At 65.3% G+C, this 21,304-nt stretch carries 19 protein-coding genes and 1 pseudogene; 12 read left to right on the plus strand and 8 right to left on the minus strand.

The genetic code is table 11. The features are described from left to right. From gsiD to ACSFA2_RS09660, 4 genes are all read left to right on the plus strand, one after another. Complete coding sequence (gsiD, locus tag ACSFA2_RS09645; RefSeq protein WP_435455495.1) at positions 1–882, plus strand: glutathione ABC transporter permease GsiD; 882 nt, start codon at positions 1–3, stop codon at positions 880–882. 2 nt (positions 883–884) lie between these two features. Beyond that, positions 885–1,931, plus strand: coding sequence for a DmpA family aminopeptidase (locus tag ACSFA2_RS09650; protein ID WP_435455110.1), 1,047 nt, complete (start codon positions 885–887; stop codon positions 1,929–1,931). Further along, a complete protein-coding gene (locus ACSFA2_RS09655) occupies positions 1,928–2,746 on the plus strand; it encodes a M55 family metallopeptidase (protein ID WP_435455111.1) in 819 nt (272 codons plus the stop codon). Before ACSFA2_RS09650 ends, ACSFA2_RS09655 begins: the two co-directional genes overlap by 4 nt. A 79-nt stretch (positions 2,747–2,825) precedes the next feature. Beyond that, the gene (locus tag ACSFA2_RS09660) at positions 2,826–3,560 is read left to right on the plus strand and encodes a hypothetical protein (protein ID WP_435455112.1); all 735 of its coding nucleotides are present in this window, start codon (positions 2,826–2,828) and stop codon (positions 3,558–3,560) included. A gap of 24 nt (positions 3,561–3,584) precedes the next feature. Here the strand turns inward: ACSFA2_RS09660 and argC are convergent, their stop codons facing one another. Continuing rightward, a complete protein-coding gene (gene argC, locus ACSFA2_RS09665; RefSeq protein WP_435455113.1) occupies positions 3,585–4,508 on the minus strand; it encodes an N-acetyl-gamma-glutamyl-phosphate reductase in 924 nt (307 codons plus the stop codon). Between the two features lie 175 nt (positions 4,509–4,683). Between argC and sucC the strand changes: the two genes are divergently transcribed. From sucC to ACSFA2_RS09705, 8 genes are all read left to right on the plus strand, one after another. Continuing rightward, positions 4,684–5,847, plus strand: coding sequence for an ADP-forming succinate--CoA ligase subunit beta (gene sucC, locus ACSFA2_RS09670; RefSeq protein WP_435455114.1), 1,164 nt, complete (start codon positions 4,684–4,686; stop codon positions 5,845–5,847). Between the two features lie 10 nt (positions 5,848–5,857). Then, positions 5,858–6,751, plus strand: a complete 894-nt coding sequence (gene sucD / locus ACSFA2_RS09675) for a succinate--CoA ligase subunit alpha (protein WP_435455115.1) — start codon at positions 5,858–5,860, stop codon at positions 6,749–6,751. 88 nt (positions 6,752–6,839) lie between these two features. Continuing rightward, a complete protein-coding gene (locus tag ACSFA2_RS09680) occupies positions 6,840–7,526 on the plus strand; it encodes a TerC family protein (RefSeq protein WP_435455116.1) in 687 nt (228 codons plus the stop codon). Between the two features lie 33 nt (positions 7,527–7,559). After that, positions 7,560–8,372, plus strand: a complete 813-nt coding sequence (locus ACSFA2_RS09685) for a Stp1/IreP family PP2C-type Ser/Thr phosphatase (protein WP_435455117.1) — start codon at positions 7,560–7,562, stop codon at positions 8,370–8,372. A 64-nt stretch (positions 8,373–8,436) separates the two neighbouring features. Further along, positions 8,437–9,090, plus strand: coding sequence for an FHA domain-containing protein (locus ACSFA2_RS09690; RefSeq protein ID WP_435455118.1), 654 nt, complete (start codon positions 8,437–8,439; stop codon positions 9,088–9,090). 36 nt (positions 9,091–9,126) lie between these two features. Then, a complete protein-coding gene (locus ACSFA2_RS09695; RefSeq protein ID WP_435455119.1) occupies positions 9,127–11,397 on the plus strand; it encodes a CHASE2 domain-containing protein in 2,271 nt (756 codons plus the stop codon). A 16-nt stretch (positions 11,398–11,413) separates the two neighbouring features. Beyond that, positions 11,414–12,223 carry a 3',5'-cyclic-nucleotide phosphodiesterase gene (locus tag ACSFA2_RS09700; RefSeq protein ID WP_435455120.1) on the plus strand — a complete coding sequence of 270 codons (810 nt, stop codon included), beginning with the start codon at positions 11,414–11,416 and terminating at the stop codon, positions 12,221–12,223. 231 nt (positions 12,224–12,454) lie between these two features. Then, positions 12,455–12,973, plus strand: coding sequence for a pilin (locus ACSFA2_RS09705; RefSeq protein ID WP_435455121.1), 519 nt, complete (start codon positions 12,455–12,457; stop codon positions 12,971–12,973). 190 nt (positions 12,974–13,163) lie between these two features. Here the strand turns inward: ACSFA2_RS09705 and ACSFA2_RS09710 are convergent. The 7 genes and pseudogenes from ACSFA2_RS09710 to ACSFA2_RS09740 form a co-directional block, all read right to left on the minus strand. Continuing rightward, a pseudogene (locus tag ACSFA2_RS09710) lies at positions 13,164–13,565 on the minus strand (transposase family protein); the annotation flags it as partial. Positions 13,566–13,659: 94 nt separating this feature from the next. Then, complete coding sequence (locus ACSFA2_RS09715) at positions 13,660–17,835, minus strand: PilC/PilY family type IV pilus protein (protein ID WP_435455122.1); 4,176 nt, start codon at positions 17,833–17,835, stop codon at positions 13,660–13,662. 16 nt (positions 17,836–17,851) lie between these two features. After that, on the minus strand, positions 17,852–18,508 hold the full coding sequence (locus ACSFA2_RS09720) for a pilus assembly PilX family protein (protein ID WP_435455123.1): 657 nt from the start codon (positions 18,506–18,508) through the stop codon (positions 17,852–17,854). Next, entirely contained in the window at positions 18,505–19,707 is a 1,203-nt protein-coding gene (locus ACSFA2_RS09725) for a PilW family protein (RefSeq protein WP_435455124.1), read from the minus strand. The genes ACSFA2_RS09720 and ACSFA2_RS09725 overlap by 4 nt, the downstream gene beginning before the upstream one ends. After that, a complete protein-coding gene (gene pilV / locus ACSFA2_RS09730; RefSeq protein ID WP_435455125.1) occupies positions 19,704–20,132 on the minus strand; it encodes a type IV pilus modification protein PilV in 429 nt (142 codons plus the stop codon). The genes ACSFA2_RS09725 and pilV overlap by 4 nt, the downstream gene beginning before the upstream one ends. After that, positions 20,129–20,725, minus strand: coding sequence for a pilus assembly FimT family protein (locus tag ACSFA2_RS09735; RefSeq protein WP_435455126.1), 597 nt, complete (start codon positions 20,723–20,725; stop codon positions 20,129–20,131). Before ACSFA2_RS09735 ends, pilV begins: the two co-directional genes overlap by 4 nt. Next, on the minus strand, positions 20,722–21,207 hold the full coding sequence (locus ACSFA2_RS09740; protein ID WP_435455496.1) for a type IV pilin protein: 486 nt from the start codon (positions 21,205–21,207) through the stop codon (positions 20,722–20,724). Before ACSFA2_RS09740 ends, ACSFA2_RS09735 begins: the two co-directional genes overlap by 4 nt. Positions 21,208–21,304: the final 97 nt, after the last annotated feature.

A 21,304-nucleotide genomic window follows, 5' to 3' on the forward strand; every position in this document is an offset into this window, starting at 1 on the left:
ATGGCCGCCGCCGTGGCGGTGGTCGAGGCCGGCGTGCGCACACCGTGGAGCGAGTTCTGGCGCAAGTTCCGCATGCAGCACGTCGCCTTCGGCGCGCTGATCTTCGTCGTGCTGCTGGTGGGGGTCGCGGTGCTTGCACCGTGGATCGTGCCCTTCGACGCCGAGAACTTCTTCGACTACGACCGCATCAACCAGGGCCCGTCGGCCATGCACTGGTTCGGCGTCGACCCGCTGGGCCGCGACATCTTCAGCCGCATCCTGATGGGCACGCGCATCTCGCTGGCCGCGGGCTTCTTCTCGGTGGTGCTGGGCGCGATCATCGGCACCGTGTTCGGCCTCTTGGCCGGCTACTACGGCGGCTGGTGGGACCGCATCGTCATGCGCATCTCCGACGTGCTCTTCGCCTTCCCGGGCGTGCTGCTGGCGCTGGGCGTGGTGGCGATCCTGGGCAGCGGCATGGTCAACGTGGTGATCGCGGTGTCGGTGTTCAGCGTGCCGGCCTTCGCGCGCCTGGTGCGCGGCAACACGCTGGTGTTGAAGAACCTGACCTACATCGAGGCCACGCAGAGCATCGGCGCGAGCGACCGCACCATCCTGCTGCGGCACATCCTGCCGGGCACCATCTCGGCCATCGTCGTGTACTTCACGATGCGGCTGGGCACCTCGATCATCACGGCGGCGAGCCTGTCCTTCCTCGGCCTTGGCGCGCAGCCGCCGACGCCCGAATGGGGCGCGATGCTGAACGAGGCGCGTGCCGACATGGTCAATGCGCCGCACGTGGCGCTGTTCCCGTCGCTGGCGATCTTCTTCACCGTGCTGGCCTTCAACCTGCTGGGCGACGGCCTGCGCGACGCGCTCGATCCGAAGATCGACCGGCTGTAGCCATGGCGATGCCGGTTCCGCGCATCGGCCGCTTGCCCTCGGGTGCGCGCGATGCGATCACCGATGTGGCGGGCGTCACCGTCGGTCACGCGACGCTGGACGAGGGCGACGTGCAGACGGGCGTGACCGTGGTGCGGCCGCATGGCGGCGACCCGTATCGGCAGCGCGTGCCGGCGGGCTTCGCGGTGCTCAACGGCTTCGGCAAGAGCGTGGGGCTGATGCAGGTCGAGGAACTCGGCGTGCTGGAGACGCCGATCGCGCTGACCAACACCTTTTCGGTGCCGGCGGTGGCGGCGGCACAGATTCGCCAATGCGTGGCGGCCAACCCCGAATGCGGCCGCGACCTGCCGACCGTGAATCCGCTGGTCTTCGAGTGCAACGACGGCTATCTCAACGATATCCAGCGCATGGCGGTGGGCGAGACCGACTATCTGCGGGCGTGGTCGCACGCCGGCGTCGATGTCGCGCAGGGCGCGGTCGGCGCGGGGCGCGGCATGTCCGCCTTCGGCCTCAAAGGCGGCGTGGGCAGCGCCTCGCGCTGCGTGGCGATCGGCGCGACCCCCTTCACGGTGGGCGCGCTGGTGCTGGCGAACTACGGCCGTCCGGAACAGCTGACGGTGGCCGGCGACGCGTGGGGCCTGCGGCTTGCGGCGCAACTCGGCGCCTCGGACGCCAGCCCCGAGAAGGGCTCGATCATCATGCTGCTCGCCACCGACGCGCCGCTCGATGCGCGCCAGCTGGGCCGCCTTGCGCTGCGCGCCGGCGCGGGGCTCGCACGCACCGGCTCGGTCTTCGGCCACGGCAGCGGCGACATCGCGCTGGCCTTCTCGACCGCCTACACGCTGCCGCAGCACCCCGATGTGCCGATGCCCCCGGTCGCGCTGCTGCACGATGCGCTGCTCGACCCGCTCTTCCAGGCCGCGGCCGACAGCACCGAGCAGGCGATCCTGCATGCGCTGTGGTGCGCCGCGACCGTCACCGGCCGCGACGGCCATGTGCGGCGCGCGCTGTGCGATGTGCTGTCGCTTCCCAACGAACGGACCCCATGAAAATCCTCATCTCCACCGACATCGAAGGCGTGGCCGGCGTCTACCACCCGCAGCAGACCCGATCGGGCAACGGCGAGTACGAGCGCGCCCGCCGCTGGATGACCGACGAGGCCAACGCGGCCATCGCCGGCGCCTTCGACGGCGGCGCGACCGAGGTCTACGTCAACGACTCGCACGGCGACTTCCGCAACCTGCTGCCCGATGCGCTCGACCCGCGCGCGCAGGCGATCCAGGGCAAGCCGCGTTACCTCAGCATGGTGGCGGGTGTGGAGCTGGGCATGGACGGCGTCTGCATGGTCGGCTACCACGCACGCGCGCAAGGCGCCGGCATCCTGGCCCACACCATCAACAGCTTCGCCTTCGCGGCCATCGAATTCGACGGCCAGCCGATGAGCGAGGCCGGCCTCTACGGCGCGCTGGCGGGCGCGTACGGCGCGCCGGTGCTGATGGCGAGCGGCGACGACCTCTTTATCGAAGAAACGCGTCCGCTGTTCCCGTGGGCCACCTTCGTGCAGACCAAGCGAGCGACCGGTCAAACCAGCGGCATCTCGCTGTCGCCGGCGCAGTCGTGTGCGGCGATCCGTGCAGGCGTGGTCGAGGCCATGGCCGCGCGAACGGCGGCCCAGCCGCTCGTGTGGCCAACGCCGCTGCGCGTGACGCTGCGCACGCAGACGCCGGCGCTGGCCGACCTGTTCTGCCAGTGGCCGACCTTCGAGCGCGTCGCGCCGGTCGAACTGCGTTTCGCCGCGCCTTCGGTCGAGGCGGCGGTACGAATGCTCAATTGCTGCTCAGCGATGTCGGCCATGCTGCGGTAGCCCCTCTGCCAATGGCATGATCCCGCTCCAATCGGGGCCGCCACGCATGCGGACCCCTGGTCAATCAGGGAGGACCGTCATGTCATCGAATTCCAATGCCGCGCCGTCCATCGCGCGCACCGGGCTGAAGGCCGGTGCCGCCTTCGCCGGCTCGGCCATCCAGGGCCTCGTGCTCGCCTTCGTGCTGGGTGGCGGCGTGTTCGCGTTCTACGTCACGCAACTGAACGGGCCGGGCGCGCCTGCTGCGCGCGCGGGTGGCGCCGGTGCAGCGCTGGCGCTGCTGGTGTCACCCCCGTTGCTGGTGGCCACGCTGCTCATCTGCTTCATTCCGCTCTACGTGATGGTCGGCGTCGCGAACGGTCGCCGCAAGGCCATGCAGAAGGTGGTGGCCGACCATGGCGATGCGATGTCGCAGCGACTCGCCATCGCGATCGCCAGCCGCATCGAAGCCATGCCGCGCACGCATGGTGCGCTCCAGCGAACGGCCGATGGGCTGTCGCTCGACCAGCTCTGCAGCCAGGTGGCGCCGATGCTGGGGAAAGGGCGGGCAGTCCGCGCCGTGATCGCCTTCGTGCTGAAGCGTCTGCCGCTGTCCGACACGTTGACGGAGTGGCAACAGGCGCGCGCCGACATGCCCGATCAGCCCACGCCACCCGGCGTCGACAAGCCGACGGATCCGGCGCTGCGCGAATTGCTCACACGCCGCATTGCCGAGACGCTGAACGGCCTGGCAACGCCATCGCGCACGCCGCTCTACATCGCCCTCGCAGCGCATGCCGTGCTGCTCGGCATCGGCCTCTGGCTCGTGTGGTGAGCGGAGCGGACTTGAGCGGAGGGCTCAGAGCCCCAGCATCAGCTTCAGGTTCTGCACCGCGGCGCCGCTGGCGCCCTTGCCCAGGTTGTCGAGCCGGGCGATCACCACGGCATGGCGATGGTCCTCATTCGGGAACACCCGCAGCTCGAGCTGGTTCGTGTCGTTCAGCGCCGTGGGCTCGAGCTTGCCGTCCGGCGTCGGTGGCAGCACCGCGACGTACTTCTCCGGCGTGTTGCTCTGCGCATAGTGCGCGGCCAACACGTCGTGCAGGTCGCCGGCCTGGGGCTTGCCCGGCAGGTCGTCCAGGTGCAGCGGCAGCTGCACCAGCATGCCCTGCTTGAAGTTGCCCACCGACGGGATGAACACCGGCCGGCGCGTGAGCCCGGTGAACTTCATGATCTCGGGGATGTGCTTGTGCTTGAGGCCCAGCGCGTAGGTTTCGAAGGGCGGCGCCTCGCCCTTTTCATAGGCCTCGATCATGGTGCGGCCGCCGCCCGAATAGCCGCTGACCGAGGGCAGGGCAATGGGGAAGTCCTTGGGCAGCAGGCCGGCATCGACCAGCGGGCGAACGATGGCGATGGCGCCGGTGGCGTAGCAGCCCGGGTTGCCCACGCGCTGCGCCTTCGCGACGGCCTGCCAGTGGCCTTCGACCAGCTCGGGAAAGCCGAACACCCAGTCGGCATGCGTGCGGTGCGCCGTCGAGGCGTCGATGATCTTGGGCTTCTTGCCAGGGAGCTGGTCGATGAGCGCGACCGATTCGATGGCCGCGTCGTCGTGCAGGCAGAGGATGACGAGGTCGACGCCGGCCATCAGGTCACGCTTGGCGTTCGCGTCTTTTCGCAGCTCGGGCGCGATGCTGACGAGTTCGATCTGGGGCATCTTCGCGAGCCGCTCGCGAATCTGGAGGCCGGTGGTGCCGGCTTCGCCGTCGATGAAGACCTTGGCCATGGTGTTTTTACCGATTGAGGGCTACGTGATGACCGCAGGCGCACGCGCGCCGTTGGTGCGGCGCACCATGATACAGTCGCCTGTTGTTCCCGCCCCCGCCCTCCGGTGCGCCGTGGCCCGTGAACAACAGCCACATCCCTCTCCTGTTTTCAACCTCCGTTCCGAGAGACACCTCATGAAGATTCACGAGTACCAAGGCAAGGAAATTCTTGCCAAGTTCGGCGTGCCCGTGCCGCGCGGCATTCCGGCATACACGGTCCAGGAGGCGGTCGAGGCCGCCCAGAAACTTGGCGGCCCCGTGTGGGTGGTCAAGGCCCAGATTCACGCGGGCGGCCGCGGCAAGGGCGGCGGCGTCAAGGTCGCCAAGACCATCGAGGACGTGAAGCGCATCGCCGGCGAAATCCTGGGCATGCAGTTGATCACGCACCAGACCGGCCCCGAAGGCCAGAAGGTCCGCCGCCTCTACATCGAAGACGGCGCCGACATCAACAAGGAATATTACATTTCCGCCGTGACCGACCGCGCGACCCAGAAGGTCGCGTTCATCGCGTCGAGCGAAGGCGGCATGGACATCGAGGAGGTGGCGCATTCGTCGCCCGAGAAGATCATCACGGTCTTCGCCGACCCGCAGCTGGGCCTGACCGACGCGCAAGCCAAGGAAATCTCCGACGGCATCGGCATGCCGGCCGATTCGACCGCGCAGACCGTCGACATCCTCAAGAAGCTCTACACCTGCTACATGGAGACGGACGCCTCGCTGGTCGAGATCAACCCGCTCAACCGTGACAGCAAGGGCAACGTGATGGCGCTGGACGCGAAGTTCAACTTCGACCCGAACGCGCTGTTTCGCCACCCTGAAATCGTGGCGCTGCGCGACCTCGACGAAGAAGACGCGGCCGAAGTCGAAGCCTCGAAGTTCGACCTGGCCTACATCTCGCTCGACGGCAACATTGGCTGCCTGGTGAACGGCGCCGGCCTGGCGATGGCCACCATGGACACCATCAAGCTGTTCGGCGGCGAGCCGGCCAACTTCCTGGACGTGGGCGGCGGTGCCACCCCCGAGAAGGTGACCGAAGCCTTCAAGATCATGCTCAAGAACAAGAACGTCAAGGGCATCCTGGTCAACATCTTCGGCGGCATCATGAAGTGCGACACCATCGCCACCGGCGTGATCGCAGCCTGCAAGGCCGTGAACCTCTCCGTGCCGCTGGTCGTGCGCATGAAGGGCACGAACGAAGTCGAAGGCAAGAAGATGCTGGCCGATTCGGGCCTGCCCATCATCAGCGCCGACACGATGGCCGACGCGGCCCAAAAAGTGGTTGCGGCAGTCGCCAAGTAAGGAACAAGTCATGTCGATCTACATCAACAAAGACACCAAGGTCATCACCCAGGGCATCACCGGTAAGACCGGTCAATTCCACACGGAAAAGTGCCAGGAATACGCGAACGGCAAGAACGCCTTCGTCGCCGGTGTGAACCCGAAGAAGGCCGGCGAGTCGATCTTCGGCATCCCAATCTTCGGTTCCGTCAAGGAAGCCGCATCGCAGACCGGCGCGACCGTGTCGGTGATCTACGTGCCGCCTCCGGGCGCCGCTGCCGCGATCTGGGAAGCCGTCGAAGCCGACCTGGACATGGCCATCTGCATCACCGAAGGCATTCCGGTCAAGGACATGCTCGAAGTGCGCAACAAGATGAAGGCCAAGGAAGCCGCCGGCGGCAAGAAGACGCTGCTGCTCGGCCCGAACTGCCCCGGCCTGATCACGCCCGACGAAATCAAGATCGGCATCATGCCGGGTCACATCCACCGCAAGGGTCGCATCGGCGTGGTCTCGCGCTCGGGCACGCTGACCTATGAAGCCGTGGCACAGCTGACCGAAATCGGCCTGGGCCAATCGTCGGCAGTCGGCATCGGCGGCGACCCGATCAATGGCCTCAAGCACATCGATGTGATGCAGGCCTTCAACGACGATCCGGACACCGACGCCGTCATCATGATCGGCGAAATCGGCGGCCCGGACGAAGCCGACGCGGCCCGCTGGTGCAAGCTGAACATGAAGAAGCCGGTGGTCGGCTTCATCGCCGGTGTCACGGCGCCTCCGGGCAAGCGCATGGGCCACGCCGGCGCGCTGATCTCGGGCGGTGCCGACACGGCCGATGCCAAGCTCGCCATCATGGAAGAGTCGGGCTTCACCGTGACGCGCAACTTCTCGGAACTGGCCAAGCTGCTCAAGGCCAAGCTGTAAGACTCGCGTCCCGTCCCACACACAAACGAAGAGCGCTCGCAATCCATATTGCGGGCGCTTTTTCTATACATAACAGTGGAATAGAGACATGGAACTCCTTCAAAGCGCCGACTTCTGGATCGGCCTGATCAAGATTGTCTGGATCAACATCATTCTTTCGGGCGACAACGCGGTGGTGATCGCGCTGGCCGCCCGCTCGCTGCCGCCCGAGCAGCAGAAAAAAGCCGTGCTCTTCGGCTCGGGCGCGGCCGTGGTGCTGCGGATCGTGCTGACGGTGGTGGCGGCCAAGCTGCTGGCGCTGCCTTTCCTGCAGATCGTCGGCGGCCTGCTGCTGCTGTGGATCGGTCTGCAGTTGCTGGGTGACGAGGAAGAGGGCGACGGCGAGGGCAAGGAATACGGCAGCCTGATGGCGGCCGTGCGCACCATCCTGATCGCCGACCTGGTGATGAGCCTGGACAACGTGATCGCTGTGGCGGCCGCGGCACAGGGCGACACCACGCTGCTGATCCTGGGCCTGGCCATCAGCATTCCCTTGGTGATTTTCGGCAGCACGCTCATGATCAAGCTGATGGAACGTTTCCCCATCATCGTGATGCTCGGCGCGGCCCTCATCGGTTGGGTCGGCGGCGAAACCATCGTCAGCGATGTCTTCCTGCGCGATGTGCTGGCCGCCAACCCGTGGCTCCACTATGCGGCTGCGGCGGCCGGTGCCGCCTTCGTGGTGTTCGTCGGGCGCTGGCTCGGGCGCCGCGCTGCCCACAGGCCTGCACACTGACGCACCGCACGCGCCCCTTGTCGTAGCTCTTCAATGAACCGCCCCGATCCCACTCCTTCGTCCCTCCAGGACAGCATCCGGTCATGGGATTTCGCGGCGCTCACCGACGCGGGGCGGGTTCGCGCCAACAACGAGGATGCGATTGCCTTCGACGCCTCCCTCGGCCTGGCCATCCTGGCCGACGGCATGGGCGGCTACAACGGCGGCGAAGTGGCCAGCGGCATGGCGATCGCCCTGCTGCAGGCCAGCTTCGGGCGCTGGCTGGCGCATGCGGGCGTCGACGCGCATGTGCGCGCCATCAAGCGCGCCCTGCAGGCAGGCACGGACGAGGCCAACGCCGCGATTCTCGAAGCCGGCGTTGCGAACATGCAACTCCAGGGCATGGGCACGACGCTGGTGCTGGGCGCCTTCGGGCCGCAGCGGGTGGTGGTCGGCCACATCGGCGACTCGCGCTGCTACCGGTTGCGGGACGGTCGGCTCGACCTGCTGACGCGCGATCACTCGTTGCTGCAGGAGCAACTGGATGCCGGCCTCATCACGCTGGCGCAGGCGGCGCAGTCGCCACACCGCAACCTCGTCACCCGCGCGATGGGCATCGAGCCTTCGGTCGACCTGGAGATGCACGACCACGAGGCGCAGGTCGGTGACCTGTACCTGCTTTGCTCCGATGGCTTGAGCGAGATGGTGAGCGACGCGGAGATTTGCACGCTTCTGTTACAAAACTGCGACTTATCGCAGAAAGCACTACTTTTGGTTGCAGCTGCGAACGACAATGGTGGCAGGGACAATATTTCGGTCGTCCTCGCACGGGCTGCCGGTGACGAATCGGTGCGAGCCCAGGGGTAAAGAGGCCCAGGAATCTGCCGTTCCGCAGGCCCGCTGATACAAACAGGCAGTTCAGGAGTCGGCCATGCCGAAAATGATCGTTTCGATCGATGGGGTTGTCATCAAAGAAGTGACGCTCGCAAAGGACCGGACCACGTTGGGTCGGCGGCCTTACAACGACATCGTGATCGACAATCTGGCGATCAGCGGCGAGCATGCCGTGCTGCACATGATCGGCGGCGACGTCTACCTTGAAGACCTCAACAGCACCAACGGCACGTACGTCAATGCCCGCGCCATCAAGAAGCAGGCGCTGGAGAACAACGACGTCATCGAGGTCGGCAAGTACAAGATCCGCTACCTGGCCGGCGGCGAGCCGGGCGCTGTCGCGAGCGGGCCGGTCCGCGTCGGGCCGCCCATTGCCTCCGGGCCCATTCCCCTGTCGAGCGCGCCCACCGTGTCGTCGCCGCTGGGCGGGCCGGTCGCTGCGGCCGCCATCCGCGTCCTCTCCGGCGTCGGCGCCGGACGCGAAATGTCCCTGGAAAAGGTCGTCACCACCATCGGCAAGCCGGGTGTGGCAGTCGCTGCCGTCACGCGGCGCCTGCACGGCTATGTCGTCGCTCCGATCGACGGTGGCACCACGCTCAATGGCGAGCTGCTGGGCAACGAGGCCGTCGCCCTGCAGGACGGTGACGTGCTCGAGCTGGGCGGCACGCGCATGCAGTTCGTCCACGCCTGAGGCGGCGCGGCCCCACCGAGATCGGCGCTGCGCGCCATGAAAGCGCTGCGCCAGCACTGGCTGCGGATCCTCATCACGCTGGTTCCCGTGGTCATGGCGCTGGCCCATGCAACGGGCGCGTGGCGCTCCCCCTTCGTCGAACCCTTCGACAACTTCATCTACGACGCACGGCTGCGGCTGACCATGCCGCGCACGCTCGACCCCCGCATCGTCATCGTCGACATCGACGACCCCAGTCTCCAGCAACTGGGCCAGTGGCCGTGGAGCCGCGACAAGCTGGCGCGCCTGACCGACGAGCTCATGAGCCGGCAGCAGGCGGCGGTGCTCGGCTATGACGTGCTCTTCGTCGAAGCCGACGGCAGCTCCGGTCTTGCGACCCTGCGCGGCCTGGCCGAGGGAGCGCTGAAGGACAACCCGGCCTTCGCCGTGGCGCTGGAGCGCATTGCGCCGAGCCTCGACTACGACGTCACCTTCGCGCAGTCGCTGGCCAGGCAGCGCGTGTCGCTCGGCTATTACTTCACGCAGACCGACAAGCCGCATGCCAAGGGCATGCTCCCGGCACCGGTGCTGTCCACCGAGGCCTTCCCGCGCGGTCAGGCCTACGCCACGCGCTGGAACGGTTTCGCCGGCAGCATCGCGCCGCTGGCCACCGCGGCGCCGGCCAGCGGCTTCATCAATGTGCTGATCGAATCCAGCGAAGACGGTGTGGTGCGCGCCGCGCCGTTGCTCGCGCGCTATGACGGCGACGCGGCGGCGCCGGGCTTCTACGAGTCCCTGGCCTTGGCCGTCTATCGGCTGGCGAAGGGCGCGCCGCCGGTCCGGCCGGCGTTCACGCCGAACGCCCTGCAGCACTCGCCGGTCCTGCTCGAGGCGGTCGTGCTGGGCACGCCGGCAGCGCCGCAGTTGCGGGTGCCCGTCGACCAGAGCGCCAGCCTGCTCGTGCCCTACCGCGGGCCCGGCGGCGCGCGCGGCGGGTCGTTCCGCTACGTGGCCGCGGCGGACGTGCTGGCCGGCAAGCTCGCGCCCGCCGAGTTCAAGGACAAGATCGTCCTGGTCGGCGCCACGGCGCCAGGCTTGCAGGACCTTCGCGCGACACCGGTAGGCGCAGCCTTCCCTGGCGTGGAAGTGCACGCCAACATCATCTCCGGCCTGCTCGATGGCCGGTTGCCCTTCGTGCCCGACTACGCCCCCGGCTACGACGTGCTGGTGCTGCTCATCGCCGGGCTCACGCTGGCCCTCGGCATGTCGATGCTGCCTGCGTCGCGTGCCGTGCTGCTGGGTGCGGCCGTCGGCACCGTGGTGGTCGGCCTGAACGCCGTGCTGTTCGCCAGCTTCGGGCTGGTGCTGCCCCTGGCGGTCGCGCTGATGATGATGGCCATGGCCTTCGTGCTCAACATGAGCTGGGGCTACTTCGTCGAGGCGCGCGCCCGGCGCAGCCTGGCACGGCTCTTCGGCACCTATGTGCCGCCGCAGCTGGTCGACGAAATGCTCGCCCGCCCCGAGCGCTACAGCATGCGGGCCGAGAGCAAGGAACTCACGGTGATGTTCTGCGACATGCGCGGCTTCACGCAGCTGTCCGAGTCGATGGCGCCGACCGAGCTGCAGGCTTTTCTCAATGCCGTCTTCAGCCGGCTCACCGACATCATCAACGCCCACCGTGGCACGGTCGACAAGTACATGGGTGATTGCGTCATGGCCTTCTGGGGCGCGCCGGTCGACACGCCGCACCATGCGACCCTGGCTGTCCAGGCGGCGATCGAGATGGTCGCGGCCGTGCAGGAAATCAACCGCACCCACCGCGGCACCGGGCGCCCCCAGATCAGCGTGGGCATTGGCCTCAACACCGGCGTCATGAGCGTCGGCGACATGGGCTCCGCCGTGCGCCGCAGCTACACGGTCGTCGGCGACGCCGTCAACCTGGCCGCTCGGCTCGAGAGCCTCAGCAGCCACTACGGCACGCAGATCCTGGTCGCCGAAACCACGCGGAAGGCCGTGCCCGCCTATGTCTGGCAGGAACTCGACCGGGTCTACGTCCGCGGCAAGGCCCATGCCGTGGCCATCTTCACGCCGGTCGGGCGCGGCGGCGACGTGGGTGTGGCGCAGCGGGCACAGCTCGAGCGATGGGCATTGGTGCTTTCGGCTTACCGCGCGCAGCAATGGGCGGAAGGGCGGACCCTGCTGGCGCCTTTGCTGGCCGCGGATACGAAAAAAGTCCTTTACCAGCTTTACGCGAAGCGTTTAGCCTCCATGGCATTGCAGCCCAAAGACCCGAACTGGGACGGCGCAATCCGCTTCGATACCAAGTAACCAAGGGTCTTACACAATGCAGGTGCGTGTGCTCGGCTGTTCTGGCGCCATCGCCAAAGACTGCCGCACGACATCCTTTCTGGTCGACGACGACCTTCTCGTCGACGCCGGCACCGGCGTCGGCGACCTCACGCTCGAGCAGATGGCCGGCATCGACGACGTGCTGCTCACGCATTCGCACCTCGACCACATCGCGGCCCTGCCGCTCATGATCGACGCCATCGCCTCCCGCCGGGTACAGCCGCTGCGGGTGCATGCGCTGCGCGCCACCATCGAGGCGCTGCGTGCCCACGTCTTCAACAACGTCATCTGGCCCGACTTCGCCAGCATCCCCAGCCGCGAGGCGCCCTTCGTCAGCTTCCACGACATCGCCGTCGGCCAGACCCTGCAGCTCGGCAGCCGCCGCCCCAAGGCCATCGAGGTGCTGCCCGCCGTGCACACCGTGCCCGCCTGCGGCTACGCCGTGCGCTGCGCCGCGAGCCAGGGCCCGCACTGGGTCTTTACCGGCGACACCGAACGCAACCCGCCCTTCTGGGAACGCGTGAACGCGCTCGACGTGGCCATGCTCGTCATCGAGACCGCCTTCAGCGACCGGGAACAGGCCCTGGCCCAGCGCAGCCTGCACCTGTCACCCGCCAGCCTGGTCGACGAGCTCGCCCATATCGCCCCCGGCCGGCAATACCCGATCTACATCACCCACACCAAGCCAGCCGAGACCGGCGAAATCATGAGCCAGATCGACGCCATCACCGCGGACTGGCAAGCGCGTGGCGTGGCGGAGCACGACATCCGGTGGCTGCAGACGGCGAGCGTGCTGACCGTCTGAGTCGGACAGCGCAGTCGAAGGCGCTGCCATCGACACTTTCGGCAGGAGTGACAGGATTTGTCAGGGCATGAGGCCTCAAAGCAACGCGATCTGTCACATCATGTAAGTGAAACGTGAAGAACTGCACGTCTGCACGGGCCTGACGGCGCTTCAGGTGGTTGGCACAGTAGCTGCGGTTAGAAGACCGCACCGGGGGCGACCCGGGCCCCGTCAACCAACCTGGAGTAAGTAATGAACCGTCGTTCCATCGCACGCAACGTGCAAAAGGGTTTCACCCTGATCGAGTTGATGATCGTTGTGGCGATCATTGGTATCTTGGCTGCCGTGGCTCTGCCGGCATATCAGGATTACACGGTGCGAGCACGTGTAACGGAAGGTCTGGCATTGGCTTCCGGTGCGAAAACTGCCGTCGCTGAAAATGCGGCTCAAGGGGCCAGTTTCTATTCTGGTTGGACAGTTCCGACCGCGACTGACAATGTGTCTGCCGTCGCCATCGATGCGACCACTGGTGCCATTACGATCACTTACACCACGCGTGTTGGGCCTACGACCGCCAACAGTTTGACGCTGACCCCCACCTCTGGTGCTGCTGCGCTCGTGGGAACCGCCGGAACTGCCCCGACTACGACGACACCTGGATCGGGTGGCTCTTCCACTGTTCCTCAAGGCGGCTCGATCAATTGGCAATGCCGCCCCGCTGCCACTAACCCCATCCTGCCGAAATTCCTGCCGGCATCCTGCCGCGCCTGACGCTAGGCTCTCACGATCAGCCGCCTTTAGGCGGCTTTTTTTGGGCCTGTCACTTGAAGTGTTCGGCACGACAGTCGTTCACACCTAGCTGGGCTTCCTAAGAAACCGCCCTGCGCTCCTGAGCAGGATGCCCGAATGTCAGGTGAACAAACTGCAGGCTGGTGTTGAGCTTGGGTTCGCAGTTTTTCTACGGTCGCCCGTTCGTCTCCAGCCAAGCAACGCTGCGCTCGACCACCCAGCGCTCTAGGCATGTGAGGCTTGCTGCGCTCGGCGATCTGCACTGTGAGGTGCTGGCCCAGTATCTCCTCCACTCCCAGCGCAAAGGGCCGTCCCACGCAGCCGCTGTACTCAGTGGCTTGGCACCTGGCTCAGGCTCCGCAATGGCGCATCGCCTACAGCACTCCTGCGGTCTGTCACCTCGGCTGTGTGCACCGCAATTTGCGCTGCGCCCCAGTTTCTCGCGAGCCACCAACCTGATGTGTTTAGAGCCCGCTCCACTTGGCAAAGTACGGACGCAGCGTGCGCCATTTGGGGAAGTCGCTTGGCAGCAAGCCGTCCCCTGACGGCCGCTTCGCAGCAGATACAACATCGCGCTTCCCAGTTGGGGAGTTAGTGTGCGGACGCACGCTCTGCAGCAGCGGCAAGATTCCTTGAACCTCTATCGATCAAGCTCGGCGATCTTGACATCAATCCACCGTCGGCACTTCCCGCCAGTTCAACAGCCGCACACCCAGGCCTGCAGGCAACTCAAATGGCTCCTTCTTGCGGTCCGCATTGTTGGTGCCGGTGATCTGACGCACCGAGCCATCGATGTTCACGAACTTGATGTCCGTGATCGTGCTGGTGTATTCGGAGTAGCCGATTCCGGTAAGCACTGACCGTCCTGTCGCCAGGTCCACCGAGTACAGCCGGCTGCGTCCGGACGGGCTGCAAGCGTCGGCCGTGGTCAGCATCGGTGCGAAGGACACGATGCCGCTGAATGTGGCCGGGTTGGTCACCATCCGCCAACCTACGCCTGTGGCGGCGTCGTTTCCGAGGTCGATGTACCAGCCGCGGGACGACGCCGACAGCGTGACGCCAGTGGTCAGGTTTGTGACCTGGGTGAGTTGCGAACGGGTAACCGGCATCGTCTCGTCCACGGGGCGGAAGCCGCTGATCGTCCCATCCAGCACGCTGTAGAAGCTCTGTGCCCGGGTCGATCCGATGTCGACGGCGTCCAGCAGCTGGCCGGTTCCGAACATCACGAAGCGCTTGCGGGTCTGCGGCTGGATCTCGATCAATGGTGGCGTGGTGATGGGCTGCGCCACAGGCGTCGCCGACCCATCGCTTGCCTGCACCAGCTTGGTCGCGGCAGGGTAAGGCGTCGAGGTCCCGCGAGCGGCGGTCACATCGAAGCGCCACAGCTGGCCGTCCAGGTCGCCGGCGTAGAAGGCGTCGGCGGTGTTGTCGCTGAAGTCCTGGACGTAGGCCGAGGCGTGTGCCAACCCGTTCGATGCGCTGCCAGTGCTGACCTTCTCCAGAAGGGCCCCAGTTCGGGGGTTGACGAAATAAAGGTAGCCGTTGCCGCCACCGCCATCGTTGTTGTAGCCCGAGGTCAATACGACCACCCAGCCGTACTTCTTGGTCTTGACCACGTTGGGTGCGCCGAAACTGAAGCCCATGGTGGGGTCGGTGAACTCCCATAGCACTTTCCCCGCCGCGATCGCTTCGGTGGTCATGGTCGTGGGGTCGCTCACGTCGATCGCGTAGAAGCTGCGCCCGCCCTTACCGAGTCCCCCGATGAGGATGGAGCGCCAATCGGAGGTCGCGACATTGGTCGTCGTGAAAGTGCCGCCCGCATGATTGAAGTCGACGTCGAACACCTTCGGCGTCGCATCGACGTAGTAATGGTGCTGGTAGTTCGGGCTGCCCAGCTGAGCCAGTCCGTCGGCCTGCGGCGTTCCATTCGGGCCGCTGATGACGGCGCTGGGCACGTAGGCGAACTGTTCCGTCCCGTTGCTACCGTTGAAGGCATGCAGCATCCCGTCGTTGGCCCCGACGTAGACCATGGTCGGCCGCGCCGCCTTGGCCGTCTTGAAAGCCGTGTAGCCCGGATTGATCGATTCCGAGAAGGATTTGCTGGGCGGCCCCACAGGCGTCACTTTCGAGTTGACGACGTCCCCAAGCAGCAACGCGCGTTTGCGATAGGGCTTACTCCCGTCGCTGTCGGTCTTCTCCATGCTCCGATCGCCACGCAGGTAGTTGAGGTAGTTGGCCCTGTCGCTGCCGCCACCGTAAGAAGTGTTCAGGGAGTTGGCCTGCGCAGTACTCAGGCTGTCCAGGCGAAACGGCACACCGAGCGAGCCATTCCAGGTCATGATGCGGCGGTTGGTATGCCAGCCGTCGCCATTCAACTGCGCCGGCAGCGTTGTGGAGGTGCTCCAAAGCGTGGCCCCGCCCGGTGCCGGGTTGCCCTGCGCGTCGAAGGTGATCTGGGTCGCGGTCACGATACCGGTCCAGTCCTTCGAATCGTATTGGGCGCCATAGGACGCCACGCCGCTGGACTGCGCGTCGACGCTCGAAAGCGAGAACGAGGTGGTGTAGGCATCGATGTCGCCGGAGATGCGTTCGAAGGCCTGCTTTAGGCCGGCCACCATGGTGTCGGGGCGGCCCGCCGTGAAGTAGTTGTCGGGGCGTTTGACGTTGCCTGGCAGCAGATCACCTGTGGTGGTCCACCAATCGTCCGGGATGCTTGCGGCAGTCACGGTGTCTGGGTTGAAGGTGAGGGGCAGCTTCTTCTGGTTGAGGCCGCCGAACTTGGCCGCCATGTAGAACTTGTTGTTGGCCACGAAAGGCGCCTCCAGCACGTCGACCCAGTACGTCTGCACGGTCTGTTTACCCGTCAGGTCGCTGCGGATGTCCTTGGTGTTGGCGTAATAGGCCATGCCCGCCATGTAGTCGGTGGAGTAGGCGGAGCCGGTTGCCGCTGTTGCCCTGTTTTCCCCCAGGCCCTGCAGGCTCTTGACCTTGTTGGTAGATGTGACTGCGTCCGCGACAGCTGCGTTGTTCGTGAAGTCGGCGCGCACCTCCGTCGGCATGGTCGGCTCGTGATCGGTGAGCGTGTTGCCGGGCACGTTCTTGTCACGGTGTGTATAGATGTCGCCGATGCCCAGCACGAAATTGCGCTGGCATGAGTACTGGATCGGGTCGCCCCAATTGGTGATGACCGGGAAGCCATCGACCCATTTGGTGCGCGTGGCAGCGTTGCTTGCCCCGCTCATGTCGCTCCAGGCGGGCACGTTGCCCAGATTGCGGTAGTAGCGCAATGCCGCATAAAACAGTTCATTGACCGGGTCGATAGCCTTGTAGGTTCCAGGCATGAGCTGCCCGAACTTGTTGAGGTAGTTCATCACGCCGCTGTCCTGCACCGTGGCGGCGGTCGTGTTGGTGGCGTCGGTCGGGTCTGGGTTGCGCAGGAAGACGCCGGTGTTGGCGTCCCACTCGCGTCCGGCGTTGATCGCTGGTACCTGGCCTGGCACCGGGTAGGTGGGCCCGACGAACTTCTGCCGTGCTCGCAGCACCGCGCCGTCGCGGTATTCGTTGTCGTCGTTCAGATAACCGAAGGCGCTGTAGCGCATCTTGTCGGCGTATTGCTGGATCAGCCCCTCGGGCTTGTAGTTGCTGCCGTAGGCCTTGCAGTTTCCTTCCAGTCCACCCGCGGCAGCCGAAGGGTCGCACACCTTCACGCGCACCGTGTAATCGTTGGTGCCCGAGTCGTCACTGAAGGTGGTGAAGCTGCCGGAAGACGGCTTGCGCCACATCAATTGCATGACGGCGCCGCCGGCTGCTTCGTAGTACTCAACCCGCACGCTGAACTGCTGGCCGCCCGTCATGGGAATGACTGCGGAGTCGTCGAGGATGGGCCCGTGGTCGATCCAGTTGTTGATGACGCAGTTGCCCCCCGCGGTGCCGCAAGTGGTGAAGGTGCCGCCATTGGTCGACACCCAGACGCGTACACCGTCATCCGAGTTGGTGCGAAAGACATAGTTGCCTGTCTCGGGGGCGGTAAAGGTGCCCTCGAAGCGGGCCGAGAAGTTGTCGGCATTGATGCCGGTTGCGGGGCTGCCGGTGCCCCAATCGTGATAGGCGGAATCGTTGTTTCTAACAACTGGCGAACCGCTGAACGTGGTGTTGTTGTAGTAGTACGCCGTCATGGTTCGCGTGACTGCACCACTGACGCCGAGCCGCATCGCGAAACCGCGTCCATTGATCTCCACAGACAGCGCGGTCGCGGTCGAGAACGGCGTGGCGCCAGCGACCTGGTTCAGCGGGACGCGGCCTTCGGTGCGGGCCGTTTGGTCGCGGGTGGGGAAGTAGCCTTGTCCGGCGTTCCGACCTTTTTCGATGATGGTTTCGGTCGCGGTGTCGACGACGCGACGCCCACCCGTCATGGCCCAGCGGAAAGGATCGATGGCCGTGAGCGTGGCCCAATTGAGAAAGTTGCCACTCCATTGCCCGGTGCAGGTCCGATTGGTTGCGCGGCCTACTGGTCTGAAGTAACTGGAGTCGCCCAACGTGATGTCGGTGAGCACACCGTTCGGCGTTGCGTCGGGCACGTATTCGTAGCACTTCTCGGGGTCGAAATACCCCAGGAAGCTGCTGGCGCTGCTGTAGTCGGCGACGTGCGCCACACGCGACACCGTGGGGTATTCCACCGACAGCGACAGCGCCAGATTGCCCGGCACACTGGATGTCGAGAACACGGGCTGGTCCGCCAGCGTGGTGGCCGAAACGATCATGGCACTGGCCAAACCAAGGCCCAGGGCGGTGGCGATGCTGGCGCGCAGCAGCTTTCCCGCCACCCGTCGAATGCGTCTATTCATGGGAGCCTCTTTGCCGTTATTCCGGCTTGCTGAAAGATGTCTGCAAGAAGACCTGCGTGTCGCGAGGTCCATCCACGCGTACGCTCAAGCGGTACATGGCAGGCGGGGGAACAGGAGGGCGCTCCTCTCCGGCGGTGCCGCCCGTCACCTGCGACGCGGCGGTTGGAGAAAAGGTACAACGGGTCTTGCCAAGCGTCGCGAAGGTTCCCGTGGCGTTGCACAGCCGATCGATCACGTAGCGGATCTTCACGCCGTCCCGGCCGTTGACCTCGACGATGCCCGGCGTGAAGCTGTTTCCTGCCACATCAACGCCACTGGGGGCTGTGGACCGTTGCAGCAACAGCCTTGGAATGCCGCGATCGTTTGTCTGCAGTTCGATGGCGCTGTAGTTGAGTTGGGGTTGACTGGAGGCTGTTTGCAGTGCCGACCCCAGGCCTCCCGTGCTGGAGAACGAACGCAGCACAGTGGAGACGGCCTGCTCGCCCTGGTTGACCAGATCGCGCTTGAATGCCAGGTTGCCCGCGCTGAACATCGACGCGTTCATTGATCGCAAGATCGCCACGCCACCGGCCATCAGGATGGCGAGGATGACCAGGCAGAAAAGCAAGACCACCCCATGCTGGCGTTTTGCCCTGCCAGGCGCTGTGCCATTCGACTTTCGGTTCTTCATCATGATGTCGCCAGCAGCAGCATGTTGCGCAACGGGATCGTGGTGTCGATCACCCGCAGGCGGAAGTGCTGGTTGTCGCTGCCTTCGGTGTAAGTCTCAGCCGCGATCGCGCCGGGCGTGCCCTCGAATAGCGCCTGACGCGCCAGCGTGACGGGCTCTTTTTCGTAATGCGCCCCGCGCAGCACGATGGCCACGCGCACCGCTACGATTTGCCGCATAAGGTTCGGGTTGGCCAAAACATTGGCGCTGGCCCACGTCCCCGTGGGGGCGACCCATTGCAAGTTCGCCCCTGTATGCGGCGCGACAGGATCGATGCCGTACATGGCATGCAATTCAGTGACGCCGTCGGCCAGCGCCTGCAGGGCCTCCGTATCGGTTCCGCCTCCGACAGTACGCAGCAGATCGTAGGAAAACAGGGTGCGGTTCGTGTCCACGCCGAATACCTGAAACTGCAAGCTTCCCGGCGCATTGCGATTGCCCAGTACCGAGAAAAACGAAGCGCCGCCTGCCGCCATGGTGCTCAGGTTGCTGCTGGCGTTCAGGTAGTCGCCGCCCAGCGGCAACACGTCATTGCCTGCAGCAGCAAAGCTCGCGTCGGTTGGCCCGACCTGTTCAAGAAGGCAGTCCGTCGCGCCAGGCTGGGTGATAAGCCCGATGTCGCCTGCGCGCATCCCGACCGTGTTGTCCAGCCGAAGGTTGTTGCTGCCTGTCACGTCTGATCGAATGGGGCGGGCAACATCGCCCGCTGGGCTGTTGCCGGTCATCACCATCAGAACGTCGGATCCACCCGCCGATTGACCGTCACCGATGAGCACCGGTGCCAGGCGCAAATTGGCCATGCCTGACGCGCCGCCCAGGTAACCTGCGAAGGGAACAGGCAGCGCTGTGGCGCGCGGCAGGATGGTGGTGGCGGCGCCGCCCACGAGCCGTGCCACGCTCAAGCGGCAGCCGAACATGCCTTGATCCCAAGCCAGCGCGAAGCCGGAGCCCGCGCCGCGCAGCGCGCGATCAAGTGAATAGGCCACATAGGCGCCGCTCTGGCTGGTGTCATTGTTGCTGCTGGTGCTGCGCTTGTGGGTTTCGCCGACCAGCACCACGTTGGTGGCCGCCAGCACGATCACCAAACCGATGACGACCGCCACCAGCAACTCGACCAAGGTGACGCCCCGTTGCGCGTCAAGTGGATTGCGAGGAGTTTTCATAGAGGTGGCGCGAGGGTGACGCGCGTGGTGAGGCGGCTTCTCGCGGCTTCGTTGGTCCTGCGCTGGGGCGGCGCCCAGTCAATGGTCACATTGGCGCTGTTGGGGATGGTCGCCTCTGGTGCCACGACCACTGTGCCACCTGGCAAGGCCGCGCTGACACGGTCTGCCCAGGAGGGCGTTCCGGTTTCGGTATCCATCGTGACGCTGTTGGCCAGCCACATTGCGCTGGCGATCTCGTTGGCGAGCATGGCAGCGCGGTTGCGGTCTTCCACCTCGACGGAGTAGTTGATGGCACGGGCCTGGAGGCCGATCAGTCCGAGGATGCCCAGCGAGAACAGCAGTACCGACACCAGCACTTCAAGAAGAGCCATGCCGCGCTGCGGCCGCTCGGCAGGCAAAAGATGGGGACAACGTTGTTTTCTCATGGCGCACACCCATCGGGATGACTGGCGGAGAGCGTCTTGTCGCGGTCGCACATGCGAACTTGACCACCCAGCGCAACGGTGACACGCAGCCGCCGCGTATCGGTTGTGTCGGGTAACGAAAGGTTGTAGTCGACCGCCGCATTGGCCGTGCAATCAGCGCCATCGATGCCGGGGGTCGCATTGGCGATCAATCGCCCGAGCGAGCTGAAGCAGATCGACGCCGGCCCTGTGATCGACACGCCTGTGCTGGTCAGCACGCCCGACTGCACGAACGCAGCGACGTCCGTCGTTTCTCCGGTCAGCACCACCGTGTTGATCGACCAATAGCGTCCGTTCGCGACCGCTGTAAGGCTGGCTTCCGGAGAGGCACTGTTGGTCAGTGAGAACACCGTTTGGCGGTTACGGCGTAGCGCTTCGGCCTGTGCCAGGCGCAATCCGTTCTGCAAGGCCTCGGCGGTCGTGCGCAACTGGCTGTTTCTGATCCAGGTACTGAACGAGGGCGCGGCCAGCATGGCCAGAATGGCCACCAGCGTGATGGTGACCATCAATTCGATGAGGGTGAAACCCGCTGCGCGGGCACGTGGGCGGCTCATGATCCAGGGCAGGTCATGCCCTTCTTGGTCACCCAGGCGGTGGTGCAGAGTGTCCAGCTGGCTCCGGCAGCGGGCGTGGCCCGCGTGTCCTGCTGATTGATGGTGAACGTGAAACCGTTGGTGGGACCACTTCCGACGGCTTGCGCAGTAAACGTGGTCGCCGTGAGTGTTGGGCAGGTGATGGCGAAGGTGCCGGCGTGGAGGGGCGTTGCGTCGGGCGGGCACGGCGTGGTGAAGGTCCCCTGCGTGGTGTACTGCCGGTTATCCTGAAAATGCCGTTCCATGTTGGCGCGCAATGCAGAAAGAGCGTTCTGAGCTTCCACGATCTGCCCGCGTAGCACGTAGTCGCGATAACTCGGCAAGGCGATCGCCGCCAGGATGCCGATGATGCCGACAACGATCATGACCTCGATCAATGTGAAACCTCGGGAAGCTCGCAGTGGGCGATGTATGGCGTTGAACACTGGATGACCTTTGTGCATTGAAATTGGCAACAGTGACAAATTGTCACCAGAACGCGGATGCAAACGTTAACCGCTTGTCCGTCCGCCGACGCCTTTCGTCCATGACGTGAGGAAA

The sequence above is a fragment of the Variovorax cryoconiti genome (assembly GCF_051216395.1).
In the GTDB taxonomy this organism is placed as follows: Bacteria; Pseudomonadota; Gammaproteobacteria; order Burkholderiales; family Burkholderiaceae_C; genus Variovorax.